The 24,590-nt window shown below is 58.7% G+C and carries 19 protein-coding genes and 4 pseudogenes; 7 read left to right on the top strand and 16 right to left on the bottom strand.

Going from position 1 to position 24,590, the window contains the following annotated elements; translation table 11 throughout:
- Positions 1 to 3 precede the first annotated feature (3 nt).
- A pseudogene (locus tag ACZ89R_RS05045) lies at positions 4 to 1,222 on the bottom strand (IS3 family transposase).
- A gap of 242 nt (positions 1,223 to 1,464) precedes the next feature.
- On the opposite strand from ACZ89R_RS05045, the gene ACZ89R_RS05040 reads away from it, so the two are divergent.
- The 5 genes from ACZ89R_RS05040 to tnpB all read left to right on the top strand — a co-directional run bounded on the left by ACZ89R_RS05040 (position 1,465) and on the right by tnpB (position 4,851).
- Positions 1,465 to 2,004, top strand: coding sequence for a nucleoside/nucleotide kinase family protein (locus ACZ89R_RS05040; protein ID WP_429546481.1), 540 nt, complete (start codon positions 1,465 to 1,467; stop codon positions 2,002 to 2,004).
- A gap of 143 nt (positions 2,005 to 2,147) precedes the next feature.
- A complete protein-coding gene (locus tag ACZ89R_RS05035; protein ID WP_429546482.1) occupies positions 2,148 to 2,486 on the top strand; it encodes a hypothetical protein in 339 nt (112 codons plus the stop codon).
- Between the two features lie 132 nt (positions 2,487 to 2,618).
- Positions 2,619 to 3,746: an adenylosuccinate synthetase gene (locus ACZ89R_RS05030; RefSeq protein WP_476241465.1), complete on the top strand. Its 1,128-nt coding sequence runs from the start codon at positions 2,619 to 2,621 to the stop codon at positions 3,744 to 3,746.
- A 410-nt stretch (positions 3,747 to 4,156) separates the two neighbouring features.
- Positions 4,157 to 4,474 (top strand): IS66-like element accessory protein TnpA, encoded by a 318-nt coding sequence (tnpA, locus tag ACZ89R_RS05025; RefSeq protein ID WP_429546484.1) that lies wholly within the window; start codon positions 4,157 to 4,159, stop codon positions 4,472 to 4,474.
- Positions 4,471 to 4,851: an IS66 family insertion sequence element accessory protein TnpB gene (gene tnpB / locus ACZ89R_RS05020; protein ID WP_429546485.1), complete on the top strand. Its 381-nt coding sequence runs from the start codon at positions 4,471 to 4,473 to the stop codon at positions 4,849 to 4,851. The genes tnpA and tnpB overlap by 4 nt, the downstream gene beginning before the upstream one ends.
- Before the next feature lie 192 nt (positions 4,852 to 5,043).
- On the opposite strand, the gene ACZ89R_RS05015 is transcribed toward tnpB, so the two are convergent.
- The 14 genes and pseudogenes from ACZ89R_RS05015 to ACZ89R_RS04950 form a co-directional block, all read right to left on the bottom strand.
- Entirely contained in the window at positions 5,044 to 6,117 is a 1,074-nt protein-coding gene (locus tag ACZ89R_RS05015; RefSeq protein WP_429546486.1) for a hypothetical protein, read from the bottom strand.
- Between the two features lie 31 nt (positions 6,118 to 6,148).
- Positions 6,149 to 7,960 carry a hypothetical protein gene (locus tag ACZ89R_RS05010; protein WP_429546487.1) on the bottom strand — a complete coding sequence of 604 codons (1,812 nt, stop codon included), beginning with the start codon at positions 7,958 to 7,960 and terminating at the stop codon, positions 6,149 to 6,151.
- 3 nt (positions 7,961 to 7,963) lie between these two features.
- Entirely contained in the window at positions 7,964 to 9,256 is a 1,293-nt protein-coding gene (locus ACZ89R_RS05005; protein ID WP_429546488.1) for a hypothetical protein, read from the bottom strand.
- Positions 9,257 to 9,275: 19 nt separating this feature from the next.
- Positions 9,276 to 10,199 (bottom strand): hypothetical protein, encoded by a 924-nt coding sequence (locus ACZ89R_RS05000; RefSeq protein WP_305502049.1) that lies wholly within the window; start codon positions 10,197 to 10,199, stop codon positions 9,276 to 9,278.
- A 68-nt stretch (positions 10,200 to 10,267) separates the two neighbouring features.
- Positions 10,268 to 12,658, bottom strand: coding sequence for a hypothetical protein (locus ACZ89R_RS04995; RefSeq protein ID WP_429546489.1), 2,391 nt, complete (start codon positions 12,656 to 12,658; stop codon positions 10,268 to 10,270).
- Positions 12,659 to 12,668: 10 nt separating this feature from the next.
- Positions 12,669 to 13,808 (bottom strand): hypothetical protein, encoded by a 1,140-nt coding sequence (locus tag ACZ89R_RS04990; RefSeq protein ID WP_429546490.1) that lies wholly within the window; start codon positions 13,806 to 13,808, stop codon positions 12,669 to 12,671.
- Positions 13,787 to 15,232 (bottom strand): alkaline phosphatase family protein, encoded by a 1,446-nt coding sequence (locus ACZ89R_RS04985; protein ID WP_429546491.1) that lies wholly within the window; start codon positions 15,230 to 15,232, stop codon positions 13,787 to 13,789. Before ACZ89R_RS04985 ends, ACZ89R_RS04990 begins: the two co-directional genes overlap by 22 nt.
- Entirely contained in the window at positions 15,222 to 16,454 is a 1,233-nt protein-coding gene (gene eboE / locus ACZ89R_RS04980) for a metabolite traffic protein EboE (protein ID WP_429546492.1), read from the bottom strand. The genes ACZ89R_RS04985 and eboE overlap by 11 nt, the downstream gene beginning before the upstream one ends.
- Complete coding sequence (locus tag ACZ89R_RS04975) at positions 16,451 to 17,335, bottom strand: TatD family hydrolase (RefSeq protein ID WP_305502040.1); 885 nt, start codon at positions 17,333 to 17,335, stop codon at positions 16,451 to 16,453. Before ACZ89R_RS04975 ends, eboE begins: the two co-directional genes overlap by 4 nt.
- A 37-nt stretch (positions 17,336 to 17,372) precedes the next feature.
- Positions 17,373 to 18,146 (bottom strand): EboA domain-containing protein, encoded by a 774-nt coding sequence (locus ACZ89R_RS04970; RefSeq protein ID WP_429546493.1) that lies wholly within the window; start codon positions 18,144 to 18,146, stop codon positions 17,373 to 17,375.
- Positions 18,143 to 19,033, bottom strand: coding sequence for a UbiA family prenyltransferase (locus ACZ89R_RS04965; protein ID WP_429546494.1), 891 nt, complete (start codon positions 19,031 to 19,033; stop codon positions 18,143 to 18,145). Before ACZ89R_RS04965 ends, ACZ89R_RS04970 begins: the two co-directional genes overlap by 4 nt.
- Positions 19,030 to 20,904, bottom strand: a complete 1,875-nt coding sequence (locus ACZ89R_RS04960; RefSeq protein WP_429546495.1) for a 3-dehydroquinate synthase — start codon at positions 20,902 to 20,904, stop codon at positions 19,030 to 19,032. The genes ACZ89R_RS04965 and ACZ89R_RS04960 overlap by 4 nt, the downstream gene beginning before the upstream one ends.
- A 299-nt stretch (positions 20,905 to 21,203) precedes the next feature.
- A pseudogene (locus ACZ89R_RS04955) lies at positions 21,204 to 21,674 on the bottom strand (TetR family transcriptional regulator); the annotation flags it as partial.
- A gap of 652 nt (positions 21,675 to 22,326) precedes the next feature.
- Positions 22,327 to 22,837 (bottom strand): annotated as a pseudogene (locus ACZ89R_RS04950) (helix-turn-helix transcriptional regulator); the annotation flags it as partial.
- Between the two features lie 16 nt (positions 22,838 to 22,853).
- Here ACZ89R_RS04950 and ACZ89R_RS04945 point away from each other — a divergent pair.
- A pseudogene (locus tag ACZ89R_RS04945) lies at positions 22,854 to 23,351 on the top strand (DNA adenine methylase); the annotation flags it as partial.
- Between the two features lie 82 nt (positions 23,352 to 23,433).
- A complete protein-coding gene (locus ACZ89R_RS04940; protein WP_429546496.1) occupies positions 23,434 to 24,024 on the top strand; it encodes a hypothetical protein in 591 nt (196 codons plus the stop codon).
- 224 nt (positions 24,025 to 24,248) lie between these two features.
- On the opposite strand, the gene ACZ89R_RS04935 is transcribed toward ACZ89R_RS04940, so the two are convergent.
- Positions 24,249 to 24,572, bottom strand: a complete 324-nt coding sequence (locus ACZ89R_RS04935) for an SOS response-associated peptidase family protein (protein WP_429546497.1) — start codon at positions 24,570 to 24,572, stop codon at positions 24,249 to 24,251.
- Positions 24,573 to 24,590 lie beyond the last annotated feature (18 nt).

Raw genomic sequence — 24,590 nt, 5'->3', positions numbered from 1 at the left:
CTGTTAAATTGATGCTGCCGCTAAGCGCCTGAACTCTCTCGGCGAGCGATATTTCAATGCGCTGTGCGGATGCTGCTCGTTGTAATGTTCGAAGGCAATTGCCAGGTTACGCAGCGCCGTTTCTCGATCCGGCTTGGGCATGTGCGCCACGTAATCACGCTTGATCGTCTTCACGAAGCTCTCTGCCATGCCGTTACTCTGTGGGCTGCGCACCGGGGTGGTCACCGGCTGCAAGCCGATCTGTCGAGCAAACAGACGCGTCTGTTCGGCGGTGTACGCCGAGCCGTTGTCGCTTAGCCACTGCACTGGCGTTGCAGGCAGTGGATCACCGAAGCGCTTTTCCACACTTTCCAGCATCAAGTCGCGGATATCATCGCCGCTGTACCCGGTCGGGCTCGCGACCCAGCCGATGGCTTCGCGATCACAGCAGTCCAGGGCAAAGGTCACGCTCAGTTTGGCGCCATCCTCGCAGCGGAACTCAAAGCCGTCCGAGCACCAACGGGTATCGCTGGTTTCCACGGCAATACGTCCCTCGTGCCGACGTGGCACACCGGGCTGTTTGATCCGGCGCTCAAGCAGCAGGTTGTGATCACGCATGACCCGGTAAACCCGCTTCACGTTGATCGCGGGCAGCAACTGGGTTTCACGGGCGCGACGCAGCAATCCCCAGACACGACGGTAGCCATAGCTGGGCAGCTCGCTGACCTGTTGCTGGATTTCGGCCACCAACTCAGCATCGTTCACAGGCCTGCTTCGCCGTGTCTTGGGCGATACCGATTGCTTGATTCGAACCGTTAATTGCGAGCGCGCCACACCGAGACATTCGCTGACCAGCTTCACTGGTCGTCCCCCGGCAACAAGGGTGAGTGCGCAATCCATTTTCGCGACCGGGCGATCTCAACGGCCTCTTTGAGGATTTCCGCTTCCATCGTTTTTTTGCCAGCATCCGTTGCAGTTCACGGATCTGCTTGAGCGCATCGCTCAGCTCGGAGGCTGGCACCACGGCTTCGCCCGCGCTGACCGCCGATAGACTGCCGTCCTGATAAAGCTTGCGCCACAGGAACAGCTGATTGGCATTGATGCCGTTACGCCGAGCCACCACCGAAACGCTTTGCCCTGGCTCAAGACTCTCGCGAACCATGGCCAGTTTTTGCTCTGGGCTCCAGCGGCGACGCCGCTCCTGACCCAAAAGCTCCCCACTCTTATCGTTGCTGTTAGTCATAAACATAACCGTTTGCCTATCCCTTATCGTAAGGGGGAAACGGTGTCCTGTCTTTCATGGGGCTCGTTCACTGTCAGCATTGCGTATGGCCCACTTGCCCTCGGCTAGATAAGTTTCGTTAGATCCGAGCACTCGGTCTCAGCATCAGCGAATGAAAGAGGATAAACCTTAGGGCTGCGTCTCTTGGCAATTACGCAAGGTGTGTTGGGCGGACGCTTACGCAAGACAGGGATTGTCATGAAGTGAAGCGACTACTGCTTTTGAGTGGCCCGATGGCCAGTGGCAAGACATCGATTTCTCTCGCCCTACAAGAAAACTATGGGTTTGTGCCCATCAGCAGTGGCTCATTTCTGCGGGCGCAACTGGCCGCCCGGAACGAGCCAGTTAATCGTCATAACCTTCAAGAACTCGGTGACATCCTCGACGGGGCTACCGACTTTTCCTGGCTCATAGAGTCCGTGGCAAACCCGGCCATCAAAGCTCAGCCGGATGTTGAAAACTGGCTGCTGGACGCAGCCCGTAAACCCAAGCAGGTGGAGTTGTTCAGGCTCCGGTTCGGGGATGCGGTGAGGCACGTGCACATCAACGCGCCAGAGTCTGTTCTGGAGCAGAGATACGCTGCGCGTGGCGCAAGTCTTGTCGTAGAGTATCAGGCGAGCGTACTGCACCCTAACGAGCAGAGTGCTCGTTCGCTCGCAGGTTTTGTGGACAAAGTTCTAGACACTGAAGAGCTCACCTCGTTGCAAATTGCAGATCAGATAATGGACGTCTGGGAGAAGTAGCGCATGGAAACTCGGCTGATTGTAGTGATCAGTGGCAAGACCTGTAGCGGCAAGAGTGGATTAGCCAGTTTGTTGGAAAAGGAGTTTGGCTTCGCCGTGGTTTGCGATCGTCGAGCCCTTGAAGATAATGAGTGGCGCCTCGCATGGATCAGCCGACCATGCTTGATCGTCGACGTGAGCTGGATGAGGCCGAGTTTGAACAGTGGATGCTTCTGGAAACCCAGGCAATGTGCGCGAAGGAGAATGGCCGACCGTTAGTCGTCGATCATCTGAATACGCTGGCGCAGGTACTGCAGTTTCGACAGGCCTTCGGGGCCAACCTGGTACATGTGCACCTCTACGCTAGCGATCCCACGCTTCAGGGGCGTTACGCCAAGCGTGTTGAAGGGCAAACCAACCCTCCAGCCTATGAGGACGTGAATCAACTCAAGGATCCGGATGAGATCGATGCGCTCAAGCAGGATGCAGACGTTCGCATCTAAACCGAGCGCTCAGATTCCGAGGACACATTGGTGCGGGTCGCCGCTCGCTTGCACCTCTTCACACCGCCCGAAATCCGATGTGTAGATGTTCTCATCGGCGGGCAGTACGGAAGCGAGGGCAAAGGCAATATCGTGGCTTACCTGGCTCGCGAGTACGATGTCATGGTTCGCGTCGGTGGCCCCAACGCTGGACACACCGTGGCGAGTGCCGCCGGCACGTTTACCTATCATCATCTTCCCTCAGGGTCGCGTGAAGTGACCGCACGGCTACTCCTTGGCCCTGGCATGACTATCCGATTGCCGGGGCTTTTGAAGGAGATTGAAGCTTGCGGTATCGGCGTAGACCGATTGTTCATCGATCCTCAAGCAACCATTATTGAAGATGAAGACATCGAGACGGAGAAGAAGGGGCATCTGGTCTCAACCATCGCTTCTACTGGAAGCGGAAGTGGGGTAGCGGCTGCGCGGCGTATTCTGAGCAGAGGTAAAGAGATCAGGCTCGCACGGGATGTTGATGAGCTGCGCCCTTACGTGGGGACTCCTGGAAAATATCACGGATGCACATCAGACAGGTTGGAGGAGGCCTACCGCAACGGTAACTCCATTCTGCTGGAAGGAACCCAAGGTAGCGGGCTGAGTATTTTCCACGGTGACTATCCCCATGTGACGTCCAGGGACACGAATGTTGCAGGATGCCTCGCTGAAGCGGGGATATCACCCAGCAGGATCCGCAAGATCCTTATGGTGATTCGACCTATGCCTATCCGCGTTGGCGACCCGGATGGGAATCAGGGCCACACTTCTGGGACGCTTAAGCATCCGACGACTTTCGACGACATTGCAAAGTTTGCAGGTCTCGAAGCGGACGCTTTAAACGCTGCCGAGAAAACCTCCACCACTCACCGTAACCGTAAAGTTGGCTGGTTTGAATGGGATCAGTTTCGCAAAGCATGCGCGCTGAATGCCCCGACCGACATCGTCCTGACCTTTGCAGATTACCTCAAGTCGACGAACCGTAATGCTCGTCGGTTCGAGCAGCTTGATTCTGACACGATCAAATTCGTGGAGGAGCTTGAGCGCGTGTCTCAAGCGCCTGTCTCGCTGATCAACGCTGTCTTTAACGCGAAAGATCAGTTTATAGTGGCGTCTCAATATCAATCACGCAGCAGCGCTGATTATGCTCATGGATGGGAGTTTATGCTTCTCAGCAGTTACAACAGTGTATTTGGAAGGACTTGGGTAAGGACGAATGCCGCATAGGTTTTAGGAGAAGTCCAGGAAACCCCTCCAGCTCATCCTTACCCCGAGATTTACGCCGGCGCCCTCCAGACCGCTGCCATCTAAGTTGGTGGTGTGATCAGCGGACAGACACACGCTGCCATCCTTCGACACCCGGGAAACAATTCCCAGGCCAAGATGATTTGTGATCAGATTCGTGCAGTCGACACCGTCGAATGTGGAAGTGCCTATTTGTTAGCCGTAAAGTGACGATCCTTGCTTGTATTTCAGTTCCTTGAGTGAGTTCTTCTTTCAGTGCCTTCTAGGGCTACCGCATATTGCTGATAGATTGTAAGGGGCCGGCGAACACGCCTTCCGAGCCAAGCCGATAAGGGCGATTGTGTCCGCGTATTTTTAAAGCGGACGCAATTACCCTTAACGTCAGGATCGCCATGCGCCAACGTAAGTCCTACCCGAAATCCTTCAAAACTCAGGTCGTCCAAGAGTGCGAACAGCCCGGTGTATCCGTGGCGGCTATTGCGATGACGCACGGTATCAACGCCAATGTCGTTCGCCGGTGGATACCGCTTTACCGTGATCAGCAGGCAGTCGCGCTGCCAGCTTTCATTCCTTTGAAAGTCGAACCAAAACGAAAGACCGAAGCGTTGGCGATCATTGAGTTACCGCTTGGCCAGCAAACGCTCACGGTGACTTGGCCAACTTCCGGTCCCGAAGGGTGCGCCCGATTCATCCGTGGACTCGTCCAATGATCCGCATCGATTCCATCTGGCTCGCCACCCAGCCGATGGACATGCGCGCAGGCACCGAGACTGCGTTGGCCAGGGTGATCGCGGTGTTCGGTGCGGCGAAGCCGCACTGTGCTTATCTGTTTGCCAACCGTCGTGCCAATCGCATGAAAGTGCTGGTGCATGATGGCTTGGGGATTTGGCTTGCTGCCCGGCGCTTAAATCAAGGACGTTTCTTTTGGCCGGGCGTGCGGCACGGCTCTGAAGTCGAGTTGGATGCAGAGCAACTTCAAGCCTTGGTGCTCGGCTTACCTTGGCAACGCGTCGGTTCCGGAGGAGCCATCACGGTGCATGGCCTGCCTGCCAGCGCAATTGGCCCATCAGTCTATCGCCGCCCATAGCCCTCTCTGGCAACATCGGCGCATGACTTCGCATCCGAATCTCGATCAATTAAACCCTGAAGAACTGCGTGCCTTGGCGGCGCAGTTGATCCAGTGCGTCGAGGCGATGGACAAGCTCACTTGATGTATTTCAGGACAATCGACAAGGCCCCAAAAAAAGCCACTCATTGAGTGGCAGTTTTTGGGGGGGCGTCACCAGGCACCTACTTTATAGAGCTGTACCCGACGGAGTCTGCCGCTCAACGGGGTGACGTTGTTGTCTGTCGTGGGCAGCGGCCGGCCCGCTAATCCCATGCCTTCGCTCACCAGTACCGCCTCTTGCAACAGGCACAGGTTGGAAGGGGTATCCAGGCCGCGGGCGAGCACGGCGACTTGGGCTGTTTGCAGGTTGCAGCTCAACAGGCGACCCGTGAATCGGGTAAAGCCGCCATGGAGTGGTTCGCCGTTCCAGTCAGGCGGCAAGGGTTGCTGTAAGCGGTCGCAAAGCTCCAGGACCAGCACGTTCCCCTGCGGACACAACGCCAGTCCGGTGGGGAGTTGCAGGCCGCGAATCAGCACCTCGATCTGCCCGCTGTCGGGCCAGACCCGAATCACTCGGCCTGCCTTATCGGCAAAGTCGATGCCCTTGCGCGCAGGGTCGCCCTGCAGCTCTCCGGAGAACAGGCTGATCAGCACGGCGTCTGTCGCCGGTTCGTACACCAGGGTCACGGGAACGGCTTCCTGGCCCTGGTCCAGTTCGGGCAACTGGACCAATACGCGCTCGCCCTGTTCGCCGGTGAATTCCACCAACTGATTGGTATCGGGTTTGACCGCCAGCCAACTGTGGCGAGTCGGGTGGTAACACAGCGCATTCAGATTGCCACGGCTGTGAAACACCGGCTCGGGCGGGGTGTATTGCAGGTCCAGCAGTTTGGAACCTTCGACGTAATCGGTGTGGCTGACCAGGCAGCGCCCGTCACCGCAGGCGATGTCCGACAGCCCCATGATTTCATCGCGCAGCATGCGGGCCTGCATGTTCATGGCGCGAAAACCTTGCGCCAGTGTTTCGCGAGGCAGGTAGGCGCCGGGTCTGTGCGGATCCGGTCTCAGTCGACTGATACGGCCGCTGAAGGGCTGTTCCGGCAGGCCCGAGCCGGCTTCGGTCAGCAGCAGGCTGCCATCGGCCTGCACACAAAGGCCCCGAGGGTTCAGCAGGCCCTCGGCGATGATGGTGCTCGGGCGCAGCGTTTCAGTCGGTTGCGCCGGAATATGAACGGGAATGGACATAGGGTCTCTCTCCATGGACAAGGGGGCGCGACTACTGCGGCGGCTGCCACGGTTCCCCGGTGAGATAGGCCCGGAGCAGCGCCCGCTGGCAGGGCGACATCGAGCGCACCACGGGCATGAAAAGGGTGGTGCCTTTGTAGGCGTCCGAGGTTCGGGCGAGGATGGGGTTCTTGGCGCCCATGACCGAGTCGCGCTGATTGAGCGGGATGTAGCGCGACATGGCGGGGAAGGCCAGATAGTGAAAACGCAGGACGTTCGGGTACATCAGCTCCCAAGTGATGGTGGTGCCCTTGGGGATGCCGAAGTCGGTCTGTGCGTATTTGCGAAAGCTGGTGAAGTAGCCACTGCTTGGAAGGCCATTGGCGATGCAGGTCAGGGCGACAAAACCCGCTTGGGCGGCGCTACCCGGTTTGACGGTGACGGGGAAACTGATTTCGAGCTGGCCGGTGTTGACGGTCAGCGAGGCAGGAAAATCGAGGAAGTCCCAGTATTGCGGCTCATCGTACACAGCAGGCGCGGCGGCCTGCAGGTCGATTTCGGTGGCGCTGGGGACCGGGCCGCCCAGATACCTAACCTGCAGGGTGATCGACAGACCATTGGGGTAGTCCTCCAGATAAACGTTGCGCTGATCGGCATAGATTCGATAGGTCGATTCGGTTGCTTTAAGCGAGGTTCCAGCGACCTTGTTAGGTGCGTTGATTGCCAGCGCAGTGGTCCGCGCCGCCTGCAGTTTGTCGGCGGTCAGGGGCAGGTCGACGATGCCGCCATACACGTAGTAGTCGAGCAAAAAGCGGCTGGTCGGCTCCAGGGTGAACAGTGTGGTGGTACCTGCGCTGAAGGTGACGGGGCCGTAGTTCGCGTTGGGTCCGATAGGGCTGGTGATGTCGTCCCTGACGGCCCTGAAGGTTTCCTTCGGAATGACGTTCACCATGTCGATGCTCAGGTAACCGTTGTTTTCGCCCAGATCGGCATAGCCGGCATTCCCCGTACCCTGGTTGACCAGTTGCCGGCCCGACTGGCAGTTCAGCGGCTCGTCGGCGAAGGCCGGGGCCAGTGTACCGATGACCCGGCCGATGCTCGGGTTGGGCGTGTACCTGCCGGCGGCATAATCGGCGTCCAGTTGTTCGGTGGTCATCGTGGGGCACATTTCGAACATGACGAAACGCAGGACGATGCCTGACGCACCCGGCGCCTGGATGATCGAGCGCAGTCCATTGCTGTTCTGGTTCCAGCTGACGATGCTGCTCAAAGGGAAGGTCAGTTGAAACGTACCGCTGGCGTGGAAAGATCCTGGCGCATCCATTTTCGCGGGCAACAGCACACGTCCCGCCACGTCGAAACTGCTGCACACGGTATTACTGCGAATCAGCAATTGGATGTCGCTGTTACCGCCAATTTGCAGGCCGCCGACGAATATCTGGGTGGTCGTTGATGAGGTGGGGTCCAGGTCGACCATCATCGGGCCGGAAACGGGCCCTTGTCCGGTCACTGGGTCCACCGAACCGAGCAGATAGACCGGCTGGCCCACCATATCGCCGGTGGTGTTGATGCTGCCCGGACTACCCTGCGAACTGATCAAGGCGTTCTGCATGTCGACGACATGCTGCCCGTAGTGATTCCAGCCGCCGGCGGTGTAGTAGTCGCCCGTGGGTGCATTGATCATGTTGTTCAGCTGATCGTCGGTGTAAGACTGGGCTCCCGGTGCCAGGGTCGAGGTGGTCAGGTCGAAGAGCGGCCATTTCTCATTGCCGTCGTAAGGGATGGTGGGGGAGTTGTTCGGCAGGCTGACGTCCGTGCGGATGCCGCCCCAGAAATTCAGCCGTGGTCCATTGAGAATGCTCATGATCTATTCCTCGTCCTTGGTGGTTGTGCCGACAGGCGCATTGGCGAATTTGAACAGGTAGGAGTAATCGGACTTGTAGGGGCTCTTGACCGGTGTCGCCATGGAGTGGCAATTCATGCAGCTGCTGTTGGGCTGGATGTAGCTCTCCATGGTCACGTTGGCCGACAGGGCCGGTGTCGGCTGGCCCAACGGGTTACTGGGGTTGTCCGGCATCAGCGGACGCTGGGTGGTGATGAGCTGGTAGTACTTCAGCACGCTTCTTTGCAGGTCCGGGTCGGTGCGGTATTGGGTGTTGACTCCGTTGGTGACCTCGGCAATCGGGGTGACCCGGTTCAGCGGGTTTGGGGTCTGGAACGTGGTGCCGGGTTTGGGCACGCAGACCAGATGTGCGCCCTGCGTCTGCCAGTCGCACGGTGACTGGTTGAGGCTGGCGGCGGGGGCGGTGGAGTTGAAGTAGGAATAGGCCGTGCCGGATGTCGGCTGGTCGACCCACTTGTCGTTCACCAGCGCCTTGGACGGAACGTTGTCGATCTGCTCGAAGGTCGACCAGATCCACTGCGGATAGCCGTTGACCTTGGTGATGATGTGCAGGCCCACCAGGCCAAGGTAGGCCTCGGTGACACCGGTGCGTTGGCCTTGGTCGTTGAACGTGGGTACGCGCGCCAGCATGGTCAGGTAGCGGCTGGCGTTGTCACTGGTCGTGAGGATGCGCCAGCTCGACTTGACCTCGATGACTCCGTTGGGGAAGTTGATGTTGTTGGCTTTGGAAACAACATCGGCGTTATAGAAGCTGTTGTTGACGATGTAGTCGTAGGACGTCTCGTTGGCCGATATGTCGTAGTAGGTCGGGTTACCGGCCTGGTCGATCAGCCAGCCGCCGACAGCCTGGTCCACGGCATTCACCTGGGTGCTGTTCTTCAGCGCGGCGATGTTGATGATGCCCAGGCTTTTGGCGGTCTGCGGGGTATTCCACGGGCCAGGATCAGCCCCCTTCGGCAGGAAGATTTCCTCCACGGTCTTGTAGGTCTGCCAGACGGTGTAGCCGGGATCCCCAGGCTGCTTGGCGCAATCGGGATCACCTCGCTGCCCGTTCTGTGCGGGCCAGTTCAAGGCGATGAACATCTGCCAGCTGTACTGATCGAACTGGTCCTGACTGGCCGAGGCGGCCGGTGCGGTGCTGGGAGGCTGGCAGTTCAGGCTGGTGGCCTGCGTCGATGGCATGGCCTGTTCCCGAGCCAGGGCTGGCAGGCTGGCCAGACCGAGTAATACCATGGTGAGGCGGAGCGAAGTTTTCATGGCGATCCTTCGTCATTGATCAGGGTTTGCGTTGCATGAGTTTGTCCCACTGCGCTCGCTTGCCATTACCCAGAGAGGGCGGCGGATCGAACAGTTGGCACTGCGGTGGATTCGCCGGGCACATCGCGGCCACTTGCGCCCAGGTCTGGGCCGGGTCCGGTTTGGCGATGCGGAAGTTGGTGTAGTTCTGGCTGACGATGGGCGCATTGGCGACACTGGTGTCACCGGAGAAAAAGAACGACTGGGGATGCCGGTAGGGCGGTTGTCCTGACAATTGTTTGAAAAAGGCGTAGCCGAACAGGATCGGACCTTGCGGTGACTCGAGGTCCAGGGCGTAGGCCTGCACGCTGCCATTGAGGTTTTTGCTGCGCTCGGCGCTGTAGGGCAGATGCTGGATGAAGTCTTGCCGTGGCGGATGATTCATTGGCGAAAACATGCAGCAGGCCGGCATGTCCTTGGGGCGGTCTTGCGGGTACGTCAGGAAGTACGCCTTGTTGCCCAGGGACACGAAGGAGCAGGTGTAGTTGTTGTTCTTGATCGGGAAGATCGGCAGACAGTATTTCTCGTAGTGCTCCATCATGGCGCCGAAGCCGTCGCCATCCGGTGGGATGTAGGCGGTGTCGTAATAGCTGGTGCCTCGGGAGACGGTGTAGTCCGCCGGGGTCAGGGTCGAGGGTGGATTGCTGTAGGGCGGCGGGTTTTTTTCGTAGTTGTGCATCACCCGGTACATGGTCCAGTCGCTGATCCAGTACGCCGGGAAAAACGGATCGGAAGGGTCGCTCGGTGCTCGTGTGGCGATGCAGTTGCCGTTCTGCTTATTGCACCCTTCGGTGTTGTGCACCCCCATGGTGAAGTAGACGGCGCCGCTGTCCGCCTGGGCGAAAAGCGCCGGGCTGAGCAGCAGCGTCAGCAGCAACAATCGGTTCAAGATGCTGGTTTTCATAGGGCACTCCTGTGAATTGCCGGGTGACAGGCTCGTCACCCGGTGATCCTGCGTGAAGCGTTGTTGTTTTAGCCTTGTTCGTAGTCGCTCATGCTGAGCGGGACGGGTGGATAATTGCGTTTCACCAGCGACTGTGCCCAGAGCTCCAGCACAGCGCGTCGGCTTTGTGACATGTCGCGGGTGATGGGCATGGCGAGGGTGCTTTCCTCCTGGTACTCCTTGCTGATCAACACAATCAGTTGGTCGATGGCGCCTTCGATTCGCTCCAGGGAATTGAGTGGCATGTATTTGCTCATGATCGGGTACAGGTAATAGAAGGGCTGCAGGATGCGTGGGTAGATGAAGCTTTCCCAGATCAGGACGCGGGCCTCGGGCTTCGTGTAGATCTTGTTCCACTCATTGACGAAGTCCTCCTGCAGTTTCGGCTCCAGCGGCAGCACCCGCAAAGGCGCCATGAAGTCGGTATAGGCGTTCGTGTAGTTGAAACTGAAAGGGATCTCGGGAGGCTGTTCACCCTCCTGCACGAAGAAGCGCAGGGTCGGAAAGCCAGGGGCCCGACCTTTGACGGTCAGTCGTGCGATGCCCTTGGCGTCGGTCTGTATCTGCGTCACGCAATAGTTCACGGTGCTGTTCTGGATATCCTGCAGTTTGCCTTCCATGGCGATGGGATTACTGAAGCCCAGGCTGGGGGCCAGGGAAACCGAGGCGGGCGTCGACAGGTATTGTTGATAGGTGACGGGGATCGGCACCTCGGAGGGGGCCTCGGCGTGTAACGCCATGAGCCGGCGGCCACTGCCTGTGCTTGCCTGGCTGTGTTCGCTGGGGGCATCGATGAATTGCGGCAGATTGGATTTGTTCTTTTTGCGGTTCAGCGGATAGTCGTAGAGCAGCGTGAAGTCGGCCTTGTTGCTGAACGCCAGGTAGTAATCGCTGGTACTCAGCATGAAGGCGTTGTCGTACTCCGCCACCCAGAGCACGGTGCCGGCCGGCGCCGGAAGGCCGTCGTATTGCACCATGATCTGCAGTGTTCTGCTGTCTCCCACATCAATGAAACTGGCGCTTTCCACCACCTCGGCGGTCCACATCTGCTGGGTAGCGGCCTGCGTCGGTGTTGTGCCCTGCAGTTGCAGTTCCAGTGATCCGGTTTGCAGCTTTTTCCTGGCGCCGGGGTTGAGCGTCAAATCCAGGATGCCGGAGCGTTTGTCGAAGGCTGCCTGTCGATACTGTTCGAAGCCGAAACTGGCCAGGGGACTGAATTGGCCTGCGTCGTTTATCCCCAGTACGTAATTGCCTGCCTGGAATTTCTCCGCCACCGGAATGTTAGCGTTGCTGTCGAGTGGATAGAACGGGAAGGCGGTCGAGAGATCCAGCGACAGGGTATCGCTGTCAGGCTGGACCTGGGCCGAGATCACTCCCAGCTGTATTTCTACGCCAGGGGGAAGGGGCGTATCGCCAGGTGAAGTCTTGTAAGGATTGATGGCGGAGGCGGGGACCAGGCGTCGTCCCGCCGGCGCAGTCGGGAACTCATCCTCAAACCACAGGCCCAGGGTGCCGGCGGTGCGGCTGTAGGCCGGGTTGAAGAAAATATCGGCAACGTTGTCCAGGCCTTTTTGATACATCGCCTGCACGTTCGCCTGTATCTGCGGGTCTGTGGAATGGGTGTTGATGGGGGGGTAATCGTTGAAAACGCCGTTTCTGTCGTAGCAGGTCAGGTAGGTGGAGAACCTGAACATGAGCCCCTTGGCGTGTTGTTGGTCCATCTGTTCCTGGAGGTCTTTGAGCAGTTGCGAGTCGCCAATTACCCACTGCAGGTTCTCTTTGGGAAAGCAGGTCTGCCACGTTGTGGTGACATAGATCAGGCCACCCAACGCCCCCCAGTTGAAGTTCAGAAAGCGATCGAGCATCCGGTGCTGACGCTTGAGTGTCACGCCGCACTGATCGTCACCCAGCACCAGCTTGTCGAAGTACAACGCGGTGAAGGTGTTCTGCCAGGGGCTGACGTCGACGAATCGGGCGGGGGTGGGATTCGTGCTGCCAAGGGGGTTGCCGAACAGTTGGTAAGCCTTGTCGATCAGCGGATCCTGGTCGACGTAACCACCGCCAGGAAGCTCGCCGCCAATGATCACGGACCGGGTCTGGTCATAGCTGACGGTGCCGCAGGCGTTGTCGCCGAACAGGTCCCATTCGGCGGGAATCATCGGGTAATGATCCGGATCGGCATTGCCCGGTACTTGCTGGGCATAGGCGGGTACGTCGCTTAACGGCAAGGGGGCGATGGCCCAGGGCATCAAGGTGCTGGCGGCATTCTCGGGATCGATACCGTATTCAGCGAGAAGCCGCCAGTTCATCTGCATCTTGACCGCGTCGTAGAGCGGAAGTACGTCGTTGTTATTGGCCGTTGGCGGGTTCCAGAACATATGGCCGTTGAGGTAGATGCGGGGGAAATTCAATACGCTCATGTCATGCTCCTTAGCGGTGCCACTGGGCGCGTTTGAGCGACCAGACAAAGTCCAGTTTGTTGTAACCGACGAAGGCCGATTCCGGCAGGAGGGCGGTGGGGTAGACGATGCCGCCCTGTTCTTTCATGGCGAAGTTGAAATAGCCCTTTTTCGCCGAATACGCGGCGGTGTTGTGGCAGGCAAAGCACGACGACTGGCTCTGAAAGGCTGACTCCAGCTGAGAGTTGGCCAGCAAGGTCGGGTTGGTCCTGGACTGGACGGCGATCAGTTCGTACTGCGACAACCCGGGATATTGGGCCTGGAATTGGCTGTTGACGGGTTTGGCAGCGGCTATCGGCCCGGTACTGTTGGTCATCGGGGTGGGCGGGATGGCGTTGGTGACGGTGTACTTGCTGTTGTTGATGTTTTCGAAAGTGGTCCAGACCCAGCCGGGATTCAGCTTGTTGATGACATGCAAGCCGCTCAGTGCTGCATAACCAACCTGGTATTTGCCGTCTTGCAGGTAATAGGCCTGGGCGATGTAGTAACCGTCGTTTTCGAGGGTCTGTTTGTAAGTCGCGTCGGAGCCGATCCACAGCCAGGCGGATTTCAACTCCCAGGCGGTAGAGGGGAACTCCAGGTTGCTGGTCAAGGCCGCCTGGCCGTTCATGTTGTAGACCTGACGTTGCACGATGTAATCGAAAGTGCCTTCGCCCATCAGCAGTTGAAAACGCACCGGTTTGCCTGTTTCTGGCGCAGGCACCGCACCGCCCATTTCCAGAATCATGCCATCGACCTGTTGCGTGGCGTTGAGGTTATGGAAGATTCGGGACAGGTCCATTCCCTGCGCCTTGGCTTGCGTCAGCACCGCGTCCGGAGGCGGCACGGGTGTGCCATAAGGGGCGGGTTTGGCGCCATTGATCAGGTAGACCTGGTCGGAGGGTTTCATGGACTCCCACTCGAGGTTGGGGCTCCCCGCTGCGGCGGGCTGGTTCAGGCAGACGAACCAGTTCCAGGCCAGGGTCTCGGGACTCTGGGCAAACTCGGTTCGGGTCTTGTCGACGTTTCCTCCAAACTGCAGGAAGTTGCTGCAGTCGAAGGTGCTCGGGGTCTGAGCCTGAGCCAAACCGGCCAGGGTACTCAGAACTGTTATAGAAATGGCGCGCCGCATGGAAGCTCCTTGGCATTGGCCAGGTCGGTGTGTGGGTGCCCCAGGAAATGCTGCAGGAGCAGTTGTTTCACCGCCGTGGCCGCAAGGTGCTGCGGCAACGGCAGATCGCAATTGGTGATGAGCAGTGGGCCGGTCTGTTCGCTGGTGGGCAGGCGGCCATGGCTGCCGCGGACCAGGCGGGTGTCCAGCGGAATCAGGTCCATGTAGTAGCGAAAACCGAGCTTTTTCTGTAGCAGGCGGCGCGCCACTTTCAGTTTGGGGAAGCGAATGGCCGGGTCAATGAAGAGCTCCAGCGGGTCGTAGCCGGGCTTGCGATGGATGTCCACGGTGCGGGCAAAGTCGGGTGCCTGGAGATCGTCAAACCAATAGTAGTAATCGAACCAGTAACCCGGCGCGGCCACGGTCACCAGCTCGCCGCTGCGCGGATGATCCAGTTGCCAGGCGCGTTGTTCGGCTTTATCCAGCACCTGCTCGATGCCGGGCTGTCGCTGTAACAGCGCTTTGACGCGAGGTATGTCTTGCGCCTGCTTCACGTAGACATGCGCGATCTGATGATCGACCACGGCAAAAGCTGCGCTGGCGCCGGGGTCGAGCAACTCCCAGGTCAGCGATTGGCGCACCTGCAACAAGCCTTCCGAGCGCAACAGCCGGTTGATGGAGACCGATTGCTGGACCGCTTCGATGCCGTATTCGGACAGCAGCATCACCGCCGCGCCTTGTTCTTGGGCAAAGGTCAGCAGACGACCCACTTCACTGTCGATGGCCCGCACCTCGTCGGCAATCGACGGATGATCGGGGCCCAGGCGCTGCAGGCTGTAGTCCAGATGGGGCAGGTAGACCAATTGCAGGTCGGGTCGGTCGAGCTGGAATTCGGCGATGGCACAGTCGACGATCCAGCGGCTTGACGCGATGCCGGCCGCCGGACCCCAGAAACTCGGAAACGGGAATTCGCCGATCTGCTGCTCGATGCGTTCGTGCAACGAGGCCGGTGACGAATACAGACCAAACATTTTGCGGCCATCGGCCGGGTAGTGAGGGCGTGGGGTGATGGCGGCGTCCACGTCCGCATGCATGTTGAACCACCAGAACAGCTGGCTGCAGCGAAACCCGGGGATCTCACGCTTGAGCTGCTGCCAGACCTTTTCCCCCTGGATCAATGCGTTGGGTTGCAGCCAGAAACGCACTTCAGCCTGATCGCGGAAATACCAGCCATTGCCGACGATGCCGTGCTCCGACGGCGGCAGACCGGTGAGGATCGAGGCCTGCACCGTAGACGTGACAGCCGGAAACACCGGTTGCAGGCTGGCCATTTTTGCCGTTTTCAACAGGGCATTGATGTGAGGCGTCGCCGCCCCCAACAGCGCCGGTGTCAGCCCTACCACATTGATCAGCAACAGCGGTTGACGCGGTTGATCAGAGGGCATCGGCGTACGCCTCCCGCGCTTGGGGTTGCAGCAATTGCCGCTGCCGCAGTTGGTCTTCGACCCAGTGCAGTTCGGTGGCGATCCCCTGGAGTTGGGCGTGTTCGGTGGTGGGCCGCAGCTGGGCGGGCAAGACGCCCCAACTGTAGGTTTCCACTTCCAGTACAGGACGAAAATCCGCATGGTCTACCAGGAAGTCGAAGGTCTGCGACAGGGCGATCTGACTGCCACTGAGCTCGGGCAGCAGCAAGTGTTCACTGAACAGTGGAATGTGGAAATGAATCCTCAGTTCGGAGTATTGCCCCGGGCTTTTAGCGCAATCGTCGAGTGCGGCGGGAAGGTCCGCCCAGGCCAATAACCGGTCCTGCGCATCGCGGGCTTTCACTTGATGCAGGTAGGTGGTTTCGGCAAAGTCGCTCAAGGTCTTGAGTATGTGTTCGCGCCGGTTGTCGTCTTCAGGGGGCAGGTGACAAATCAGGGCGTTGGACAGCTGGATCTTGCCGACGGGCACCCGGGCCTGACGCAACCTTTCTAGCGATTGATAGCAGTCTTCGAACATCACTGCCTGATGGCAGACATCAAAACACAGCGCCAAGTATTCATGGTGCTGGTCCGTGGCTTGGTAGCGGTGGAAGAAGGCGATGGTCTGATCGGTGTTTTCCAGCACGCAGTCCGGCTCCATTTCCAGGCAGAACACGATCTTCTTGCCCGTCTCCAGATGCAGCCTGGCCAGTGCGGCCGTGAGTTGGCGCAGCAGATGCTCGGCACGCTGCTGTAAGGCCGGGTTCCAGCTAGCGGCATAGCCCAGCGGCACGGTGGAGATCACCCCTTGTTTACAGTCCGGGGGCAGGGCATCCGCGAGGATCCGCGCCAGATTCAGGCTGTATGCCAGCCGTTCCGGATCGGCCCAACTGGGCAGATACACCTCGGCTTTCACCGCGCCCTGATGAAATTGGCCGTAGGGAAAGCCGTTAAGCGAGGTCAGGCGTAGGCCGCTGCGTTGCAGCAGGCTCAGGAAGTCCGTGCGAGCCGATGCCTGTTGTAATTCGGACGCGGCGAGTGCGCTGATCCACAATCCACTGTCCTGCTCGTTCAACCCGCGCAGGGTTCGCACACCCTGAAAATGCTGTTCGATGGAGGACCGTAGCCCAGCCAGGTCACGGGTCGGGTGCACATTGCTGCAATAACCGACCTGCGCGGCAGCCCAACCCGTGCCGGCACTCATTTGATCACCGGTTCCTGGCCCCGTAGCGCGGAGTTTTCCTGCCACTGCCGACGCTGATCGATGGGCAACGGGGTGCTGACCAGGGCTTTGTCCAGTTGGCCGCTTTGGGCAAAAAAGTCCACGGGGTTGTGGAACAACACCTGTTCGACTTGGGCTTTGCTGAAGCCGGCCGCCAGCATCGCTTCGCCCGTTTTCGGCACCTTGAGCGGGTCGCTGATGCCCCAGTCGGCGGCGCTGTTGACCACCATTTTCTCGGTGCCGTACTGCTGCAACAGGGCGACCATGCGCTGTTCCGACATCTTGGTGTTGGGGTAGATCGAATGGCCGCGCCAGCAGTCGCTGTCCAGCACCAGCGGCAGGGTCAGTTCGTTGAGGTGGTCGATGATCACCAGGTGCTCGGCAATCCCGACTTCGCGAATCACCGCCAGGGTGCGTTTGGTGCCACCGATCTTGTCGCGGTGCGGGGTGTGCACCAGCACCGGCAAATTGAATTGTTTGGCCAGCTCCAGCTGAGCGGCGAGGAAGCGATCTTCCTCCGGGGTGATGTCGTCGTAGCCGATTTCGCCGACCGCCACGACGCCGTCTTTCACCAGGTAGCGCGGCAGAATCTCCAGCACTTCATTGGCCACCGACAGGTCATTGGCCTCCTTGGGGTTGAGGCCGATGGTGCAGAAGTGATGGATGCCGAACATGCTGGCGCGAAAGCGCTCCCAGCCCAACAGGGTGTCGAAGTAGTCGATGAAACTGCCGACGCTGGTCCTGGCCTGACCCTGCCAGAAAGCCGGCTCGATCACCCCCGTGATGCCGGCGGCGGCCATGTTCTGGTAGTCATCGGTGGTACGGCTGACCATATGAATATGCGGGTCGAAGTACTTGAGCATGGTGAATCCTCGTCAAGGGGAGGGGAGCCGTTGAGTATCAGTTCAGTGGGGTATCGGCCAGGTGCTCACGCCATTCCGGCGGTAAGCGTTGCTGCTGACTCAGGCCGACCAGACGCTGGTGTTGCGCCGGGCTGAGCAGGTCGAAGGCAATCACCCGGGGCAGCCCGGCGGACACCGTTCGTTCGGCAGCGAGCTGTTCGTCCAGCAGGTCGAGGGCCAGTTGGTTGAGGGTGACGCTGTGTCGTTGCGTCAGGCCAAGCAGGCGTCGTACGTCGAGCCCCATGCCCAGTGCTTTCAGCACCAGTTGATGGAAGGCCCGTTCGCTGTAATGACGCGACGGGTAGAGGGTGTCCAGGGCGAGGGCGGCAAACACCTGGCTGTTGCTGGTACGCCCGGCCTGCAACGCCAGTTCGACGCAAAGCCCGCGGCTATCTAGCCAGTCGAGGGCTTTCAAGGTGGCGATCTTTTCCTGATCGTCGCCCCACAGAAACAGCTGGCGCAGCAAGGGCAATTGCCCGGCGAGGGGTTGTTGCTCCAGGACCTGAGACAGCAACAACGCCCGCGCCATCTGGACGTTGCTCCAGCAGGAATTGTCGGGCAGCGCATGCTCCTTGAGGCTGCGCTTGCACTGGCTACTCAAGAGCGCAGCAGTGTTGGCGTCCGGGCGTTGCTCAAGCCGCTCCTGCGCCTGACGCCACCACTGCAGTTCGGCTTCATCGAGCTGCTGGGTGAGGGCCTGGCGTTGTTCGGCGAGACAATCGTGGCGCATTTCGAGGGCCGCCGATGGCGGTGCAGTGACGTCCATGTTCATGTCGGTCTGATCCAGCGCTGGAAGTGTGGAAGCAGGAAAAACACCAAAACACATAACAGGCTGCCCAGTGGCTGGTTGGCCACCGCCAGCACCAGGGCATCGAACAACGGCAGGGCCGCCAGGCCAGCGCCGATAAAGGCGCGGACTTGCCGGTGCTGCGGGTTGGCCAGGTGGCGCCAGTAGTGCCAGCCCAGCCAGCCTAGCCAGAGCAACAGCACCGGCCAAAACCAGAGGTTGTCGGAATAGAACGCCAGGGCCAGCGGGCTCAGCATCAGGATCAGGGGGAGGCGACTTAGCAACTGGTTGCGGTGTTCCTGGCGGGCCAGGTAGGTCAGGCCACTGATATAGACGCCCAGCAAAATGGCGCAGAGCCAGATCGGCTCCGGTGGCACCGCCAGGCTGGCCGCCGCCGTGAGGTAGAGGGCCGAGCGGCAGGCGCCCATCAGCCAGACGCTGTGGGCGTATCTCTTGTGCAGCAGGTTGTAGCCGAGGATGCAGCCCACCAGCAGGGTGGCGCTGCCCAGCAACCAACGCGGTTGGTCGATCAGTCGGCTCAGGCCCAGCACCGACGCCGCGGCCAGCATCAGCAACAGCCCAGTGACCAAGCCTACCTGCTGTCGGCTGACCAGGCCGAGGGTGATGGGGCGGGGGTTATCGTGCTGTTGGTCCCAGTCGGCGTCGAGCAGGTCGTTCAACAACATGCCGGCCAGATACAACAGCGACAGTGCGGCCAGCAGCAGAATCCACACCAGGGACGACGGCGGCGCCAGGGCACCGGCGCTACTGGCCAGCAGGGCGGCGGCCAAGGTGTTGGTCCACACGGTGGGCAGGTTGGACACCCGGCCCAGGGTCATCCAGGTCTTCAGGTTCAGCGGTGTCTGGCTCATTGCGCGCAGCCCTCGCTCAGGGTGAACGCCGGGCCGATGTAGGTGGACAGTCGCTGCAACGCTTGCTCCATCCGCGCGGCATCGATTTCATGCAGGTCCACCGACTCGCCGATCCGGCTGAGCATGGGGATGGAGAGTTGCCCGCCCAAGTGCTGGCGGAATTCCTCCAGCCCGAGCAACACCTGTGAGCGCCCCTGTGGATCTTTCAAGGTCAGTTCCGGTGGGCACAAGCTGAAGCCGAGCTTGAGCAGCAGGGACAGAACACGTTCGGTGTCAGCATCGTTCAAGAGCCCGAGGGCATTGGCATAGAGTCCATCCAGGGCCATGCCCACGGCCACGGCTTCACCATGGCGCAGCCGGTGGTGACTGAGATTTTCCAGTTTGTGCGCGGCCCAGTGCCCGTAATCCAGTGGCCGCCCATTGCCGCGTTCGAAGGGGTCGCCAGCACCGGTGATGTGCGCCAGGTGCAGTTCGGCGCAGCGGCGGATGGCATAGCGGCTTGCGGGGTGATCGAAGTGGGCGAGGGCGTCAGCCTGTTGCTCCATCCATTGGAAAAATGCCTGGTCCTTGATCAGCGCCACCTTGACCGCCTCGGCCAGCCCGGCGATCTGGTCGCGACGGGTCAGGCTGGTCAGCAGCTGGAAGTCGTTGATCACCGCTGTGGCGGGGTAGAAGGCCCCCAGCAAGTTCTTCTGGCCGAACGCATTGATGCCGTTTTTCACACCGATGCCGGCATCGTTCTGGGCCAGTACTGTGCTCGGAATACGGATCAGGCGAATGCCGCGATGGAAGGTGGCGCAGGCGTAGCCCACCGCATCCAGCACCGCGCCACCGCCCAAGGCCAGGACATAACAATGTCGGTCCAGCCCATGCCGCAACATGTCGCTGTAGAGCTGCTGCAGCACCTGCGAGTCCTTGCTCAGTTCGCCGGCCGGCACCGCAATTGGCGCGGCCTGTAAGTGCAGGTCCGCCGCATGGGCGGCAAAGTAGGCGTCGATCTGTTCCAGCAATTGCGGGGCGCTATGCAGCAGTTGTTCATCGGCGAACACCAGTACCGTCACCGGTCCCCGGTGCTGGGCGGTGAGCTGGCGATGCAGACAGGGGTTGGATGGGGCGAACAGATGATCGGTAAACACCACCGGGTAGTCGTAACTGACCTCGAAGCGCCCGTGCAGTGGTTGCTCCGCGTCGTGCCTGCGCAAGGTCTTGAACAGGCTGTACCCAGCGATAAACAGTCCGGGCAACACCATGCTGGCGAGGAGGGTCACCAGCAGCGCGTTCTGCTCGACGAGGAAGGTGCCGATGGCGCTGTAGGCCAGTGCCAGGCCGGCATTGGCCAGGGTGGTGACCAGTAGAAACGCGCGCAGCGGATAACGTTGCATGCCGGCGGCCACCACCGAGGTTTCCGCCAATACCGGCACACCGCGCAGGCAGATCAATGACAGCGTGCCCAACCGATACGCCAACTGCCCCGGCTGGCGCTGATGCAGACCCAGGCGGCCGGACAGCAGACGAAAATAGCCGGCCCCCAGCGCATAACCCAGACCGGCACCCAGGCACAGGCCAATGAAAATCACCAGATAGCCGCCGAGACTGCCGAGCATGGCCACGGCCAGCAGCGCCACCATGCTCGAAGGCACCGGCAGCACCACGTCCAGCGCCAGCAGGGCGATCAGCAACATTGCCAAATTGAGTTTCTGGGAGAGGGTAGAGGGCAGGTACAGATTGAGATGGGCCAGGAAGTTCTGGATCTGTTGTTCGAACAACAGAAAGCTGGCGATCACCAGGCCCGAGAAGCAAAGCAATGAAATCCAGAAATGTCCGGCAGGCCCTCTTTTCGAGAGCGCACGATACCCACGGCTGCGCTTCATCAAGCATCCCTCTTGATTTTTATGACTGATTCCGTGTCAGCGATTAAAAGCAGCGTCTGGTTTTTTTAGGTGAATAGACTCGCTCGCCTGAGGGGCTGGTTTTATGTGCGGTTGATAACGCTTGCGAAGATATTCATGAACCTAGACGGTTGTGGTGTTTTTGCAAGCTTGCGTGGTGGCAGAGTTTTAGATGAGCTGTTGGAACGATGCGGTAATGTCGATGGGGTGAGTATATTTATTGGCTTTTTGTTTAATTATTACCGACGTTTTTCAAGGTGGTTGTCGCGTCCGCCGTCTCGCTACGCGACCTTTATGACCACGGTCAGCTCCCTTTCAGGGTTCAGATACACCGTCCCGATTGGGTTCCAATTGCGTGTCTCACCTGACCAGCGTTTCGGTCTTTTTTCTCTCGCCTGCCCATAGATCGCATCGCGCTGAGCCAGTATTTCCCGGTCTTGTCCCTCATGACGTTGGGCCGGTGTCACGAAGCGGATCGACTATGGCGATGCACGGTGTTGTACCAGTCATAAATCCCTCACCCAGATACGCGCATCATCCAGGCTGGTAAATCCGTTCTGCGGCCACTGCGGGCAGTACTTCAACGTTCTGAACAGCGACTCCGAGTACGGGTTGTCGAAAAGCTCCGTTTTGGATGCGAAGTGACTATAGAAGGCCCCCCGGGTCAATCCCGCACTCTCCATAATTGAGTCGGTACTGACTTTTTCGCTAACCCGCGGTCGCCCACGCGACGGCGTGATGCCCAAATCGTAGCCACAGCTTCTCTATCGACATGGCGTGATGGCTGCGCAGGTGAAACCAGCAATAAAAGATAACGACGTATCAGTCGATCATCGGCACTGGTAAAGATGGTTTGCAGCAGGTAGTGAAAGACTATCTCCGCATGGACCATCGGGATGCAAGCCGCATACACTGCCCGTTAGCCTTCATGGTCAATGATGCTGTTCAGCAGGACGGAGCCATCCAGGAGAGCTACACCCAAGTGCTCGCAGCTTTCATCACACGTCTAGAGTCCGGACTGAAATCGACGACAGAGACGGATACACGCCAGCATGCTCTGCAAATTGCCGTAGGGATGGTTGGGGGCTTGGCACTAGCTCGAGCTGTGGCCGATGACCAATTGGCGCAAGAAATTCTCACAGCCTGTCAACAGGGGTGTTTGCAGTTCGTTGAGCTATGACATGCCTTAGCAAGCAACGAAACGGCCGCATTGGGTCGAGGCTGTGTGAAAACGTTTTTCAGCGCGGTAGGTACCGGACTAGAAATCGCGCTTCTACGCGAAATCCACATCTGCTGACATGCCGATAAATTTCAGATCTAAGATAGACGCGCACACTTCAATTTTGGCGAAGCGTTTTTACACACTCTGGACCCATTGCTGCCTGTAACCAAACGGTCAATTACCTAGCTTTGACTGTACGCCGAACGCCTTCGCAATTGCGCTGGACTGACTCCAAGGCGTAGCTTGAAAGCGGCCGTCATGTATGCTTGGGAGTTAAAATCGCAGGTGAGTGCGATCTCCGACAGCCTGGCGGTCGAATCGCGAATCGCGAATCGCGAATCGCGCATCGATGCTCGGGCCTTGGTCAGGCGTCGGTCGATTAGATAGCTATGAGGGCTCTTGCCCGTCGCGTTCTTGAATGCGCGCATGAAATAACCTTCGGACAACTCAAGCAACCCCGCCATTGCCTGTATACCCAGTGGGCCGTCGAGGCCAGCATCAATGAATTCATCGAGCAGGCGCATCCGGCTACCGGTTATAGAGTCTTGGGGGCGACGCGTCGATACCTTCCACCCGCTCAGCCAATGCGAATGCCCAGGCTTCACAGTCCTCCTCCTCAGAGGTCTGCAACAGCGCGCGGCGCATTCGCAGGGCGAGGTTAATGGCTGGTTGATCAAAGCGGTTGTTGAGTGCGCTCACCCACTAATGCATCACCGACATCCAGTGCGCCACCCGATTCTTCTACCTGCAGCACCATGCCTTCGCTGGTAAGGTCACCGGGCAGACGTTCGGTACCCCGACCACCGGCCCAGCGATCAACCTGCTGCGGATCGAGGAAAACCTCTCGGCTGCCTGCAAACGCCTGTCCGGCACCTCCGTCGAGAACCTTCCTTGGTTGGAATGCGCTGAACACTACGACCGTGCCCATACGTTCCATTGCGGACCCGCCTTACTGGCAGACCGCTGGGTATAGGGTGGACTTTCCGTTCGAGAGCCATGAGCGCATGGCGGGCTTCATGCGCCCAAAGGCAAGGTGATGGTCAGTATCAACGATCACCCGGACATCCGGCGGGTGTTTGAGGGCTTCCACTACGAGACCTTGGACATCCGCTACACCACGACCAATCTGCGGCAGGGAAAGGCCGAGGTGAGTGGTGAGCTGGTGATCATGAACTGGGAACCAGCGGCTTTAGGTGGGCTGTTCTAATCCATTCGTTTTGTTCTGCTACAGTGAAGGCGCGAAAAGGAAAACTCCGAGCACTTTTAGAATCGCACAAGGAAAAATGGACATGACTTCTGCAACTGTCGCTTCAAACGATTTTCTGGCTGTTTTGAAAAAGCAGCGCGCACTGGCCCACAAAAGCATCGCGAATCCGTCTGGAGGTACCATCGGTTTTTCGGCGGGTGAGCAATTGGGATCGCTTCCAATCTCTAATAGTGATGCACTTGATGATGCTCTGCAGCAAATAAAGGCTGTGGCCAATATAGGCGCCACCGCCACCGCTGACCAAGCTCAAAATGAGATTACGACCATTACAAATACGTACATGAATGGTGCGAGAGATGCCAATGCCAGTGCGGCCTTCAAGCAGCAAATGGAGCAAAGCAAGGCACATGCGATAAATAATGCAAATAGCGCGATTGATAAAGCCTATGATAAAGCAGAAGACCTTGGCTGTAACATGAGCCCATCAGAGCAAAATGCGCTTATTAGTTTTATGGCAAATGTTGTTGAGAAGGGGATTTCAGGTGTTATTAATGAAATCACTGATTTCATAGTTAATGCAATCAGAACATTTCCAAGTTGGATTGGTCACGCATTTGATGCGATCAAGCAAACTTTTGCGAAAATCGCGGCATTTATTAAAAGTATATTCTGAATGGGGATGGACCACTCTGTCGACAGAGAGAGTGGTCAAATTAACCATCGGTTACTGGGCTGTTGTTTGGTTTGTAGTTGGTTGAAAAACAGTGTGCTTTCACCGCATACGTTAAGCCAAAACTAACCAGCCCAAGGCAAAAGGTTGATATCAGCGGCGAGCGGGTAATCATGGCGCGTTGGATAAGCTGATTTAGCGATCAAAGCTGCTAATAGTTTTTAGATTCAGCAGGAATTCAGATAAGTGGATCGCTGGGATTTGATCAGGCCGCTTTGCTGATTGCGGAGATTACCGATAGAGCGGCCGACGTTGAACCATTCGAAAGCCTCCGGCGGTTCCCCTGTAATAGCATTATTTGTTCCGCGCGCAGCTGGATTCAGCCATTCCCGCGCCAGGTCGGGGGTGAGCGTTACCTGCTGCCAGTCGTTTATATCCACCACGCCGCCCTTGCTGTCGGCGCTGATGAACACGAAGCCGGCATGCGCGTCCGGAGCGGACGGCGCGACGTTGTAGAACTCTAAAGTCTGGTCTCCTGCATAGTTGATCAATGCGTTTGGAATGACAGA

The sequence above is a fragment of the Pseudomonas sp. TE3728 genome, assembly GCF_056279145.1.
The sequence above is the reverse complement of the archived record's forward strand: the minus strand, read 5'-3'. Positions and strand labels throughout refer to the sequence as shown.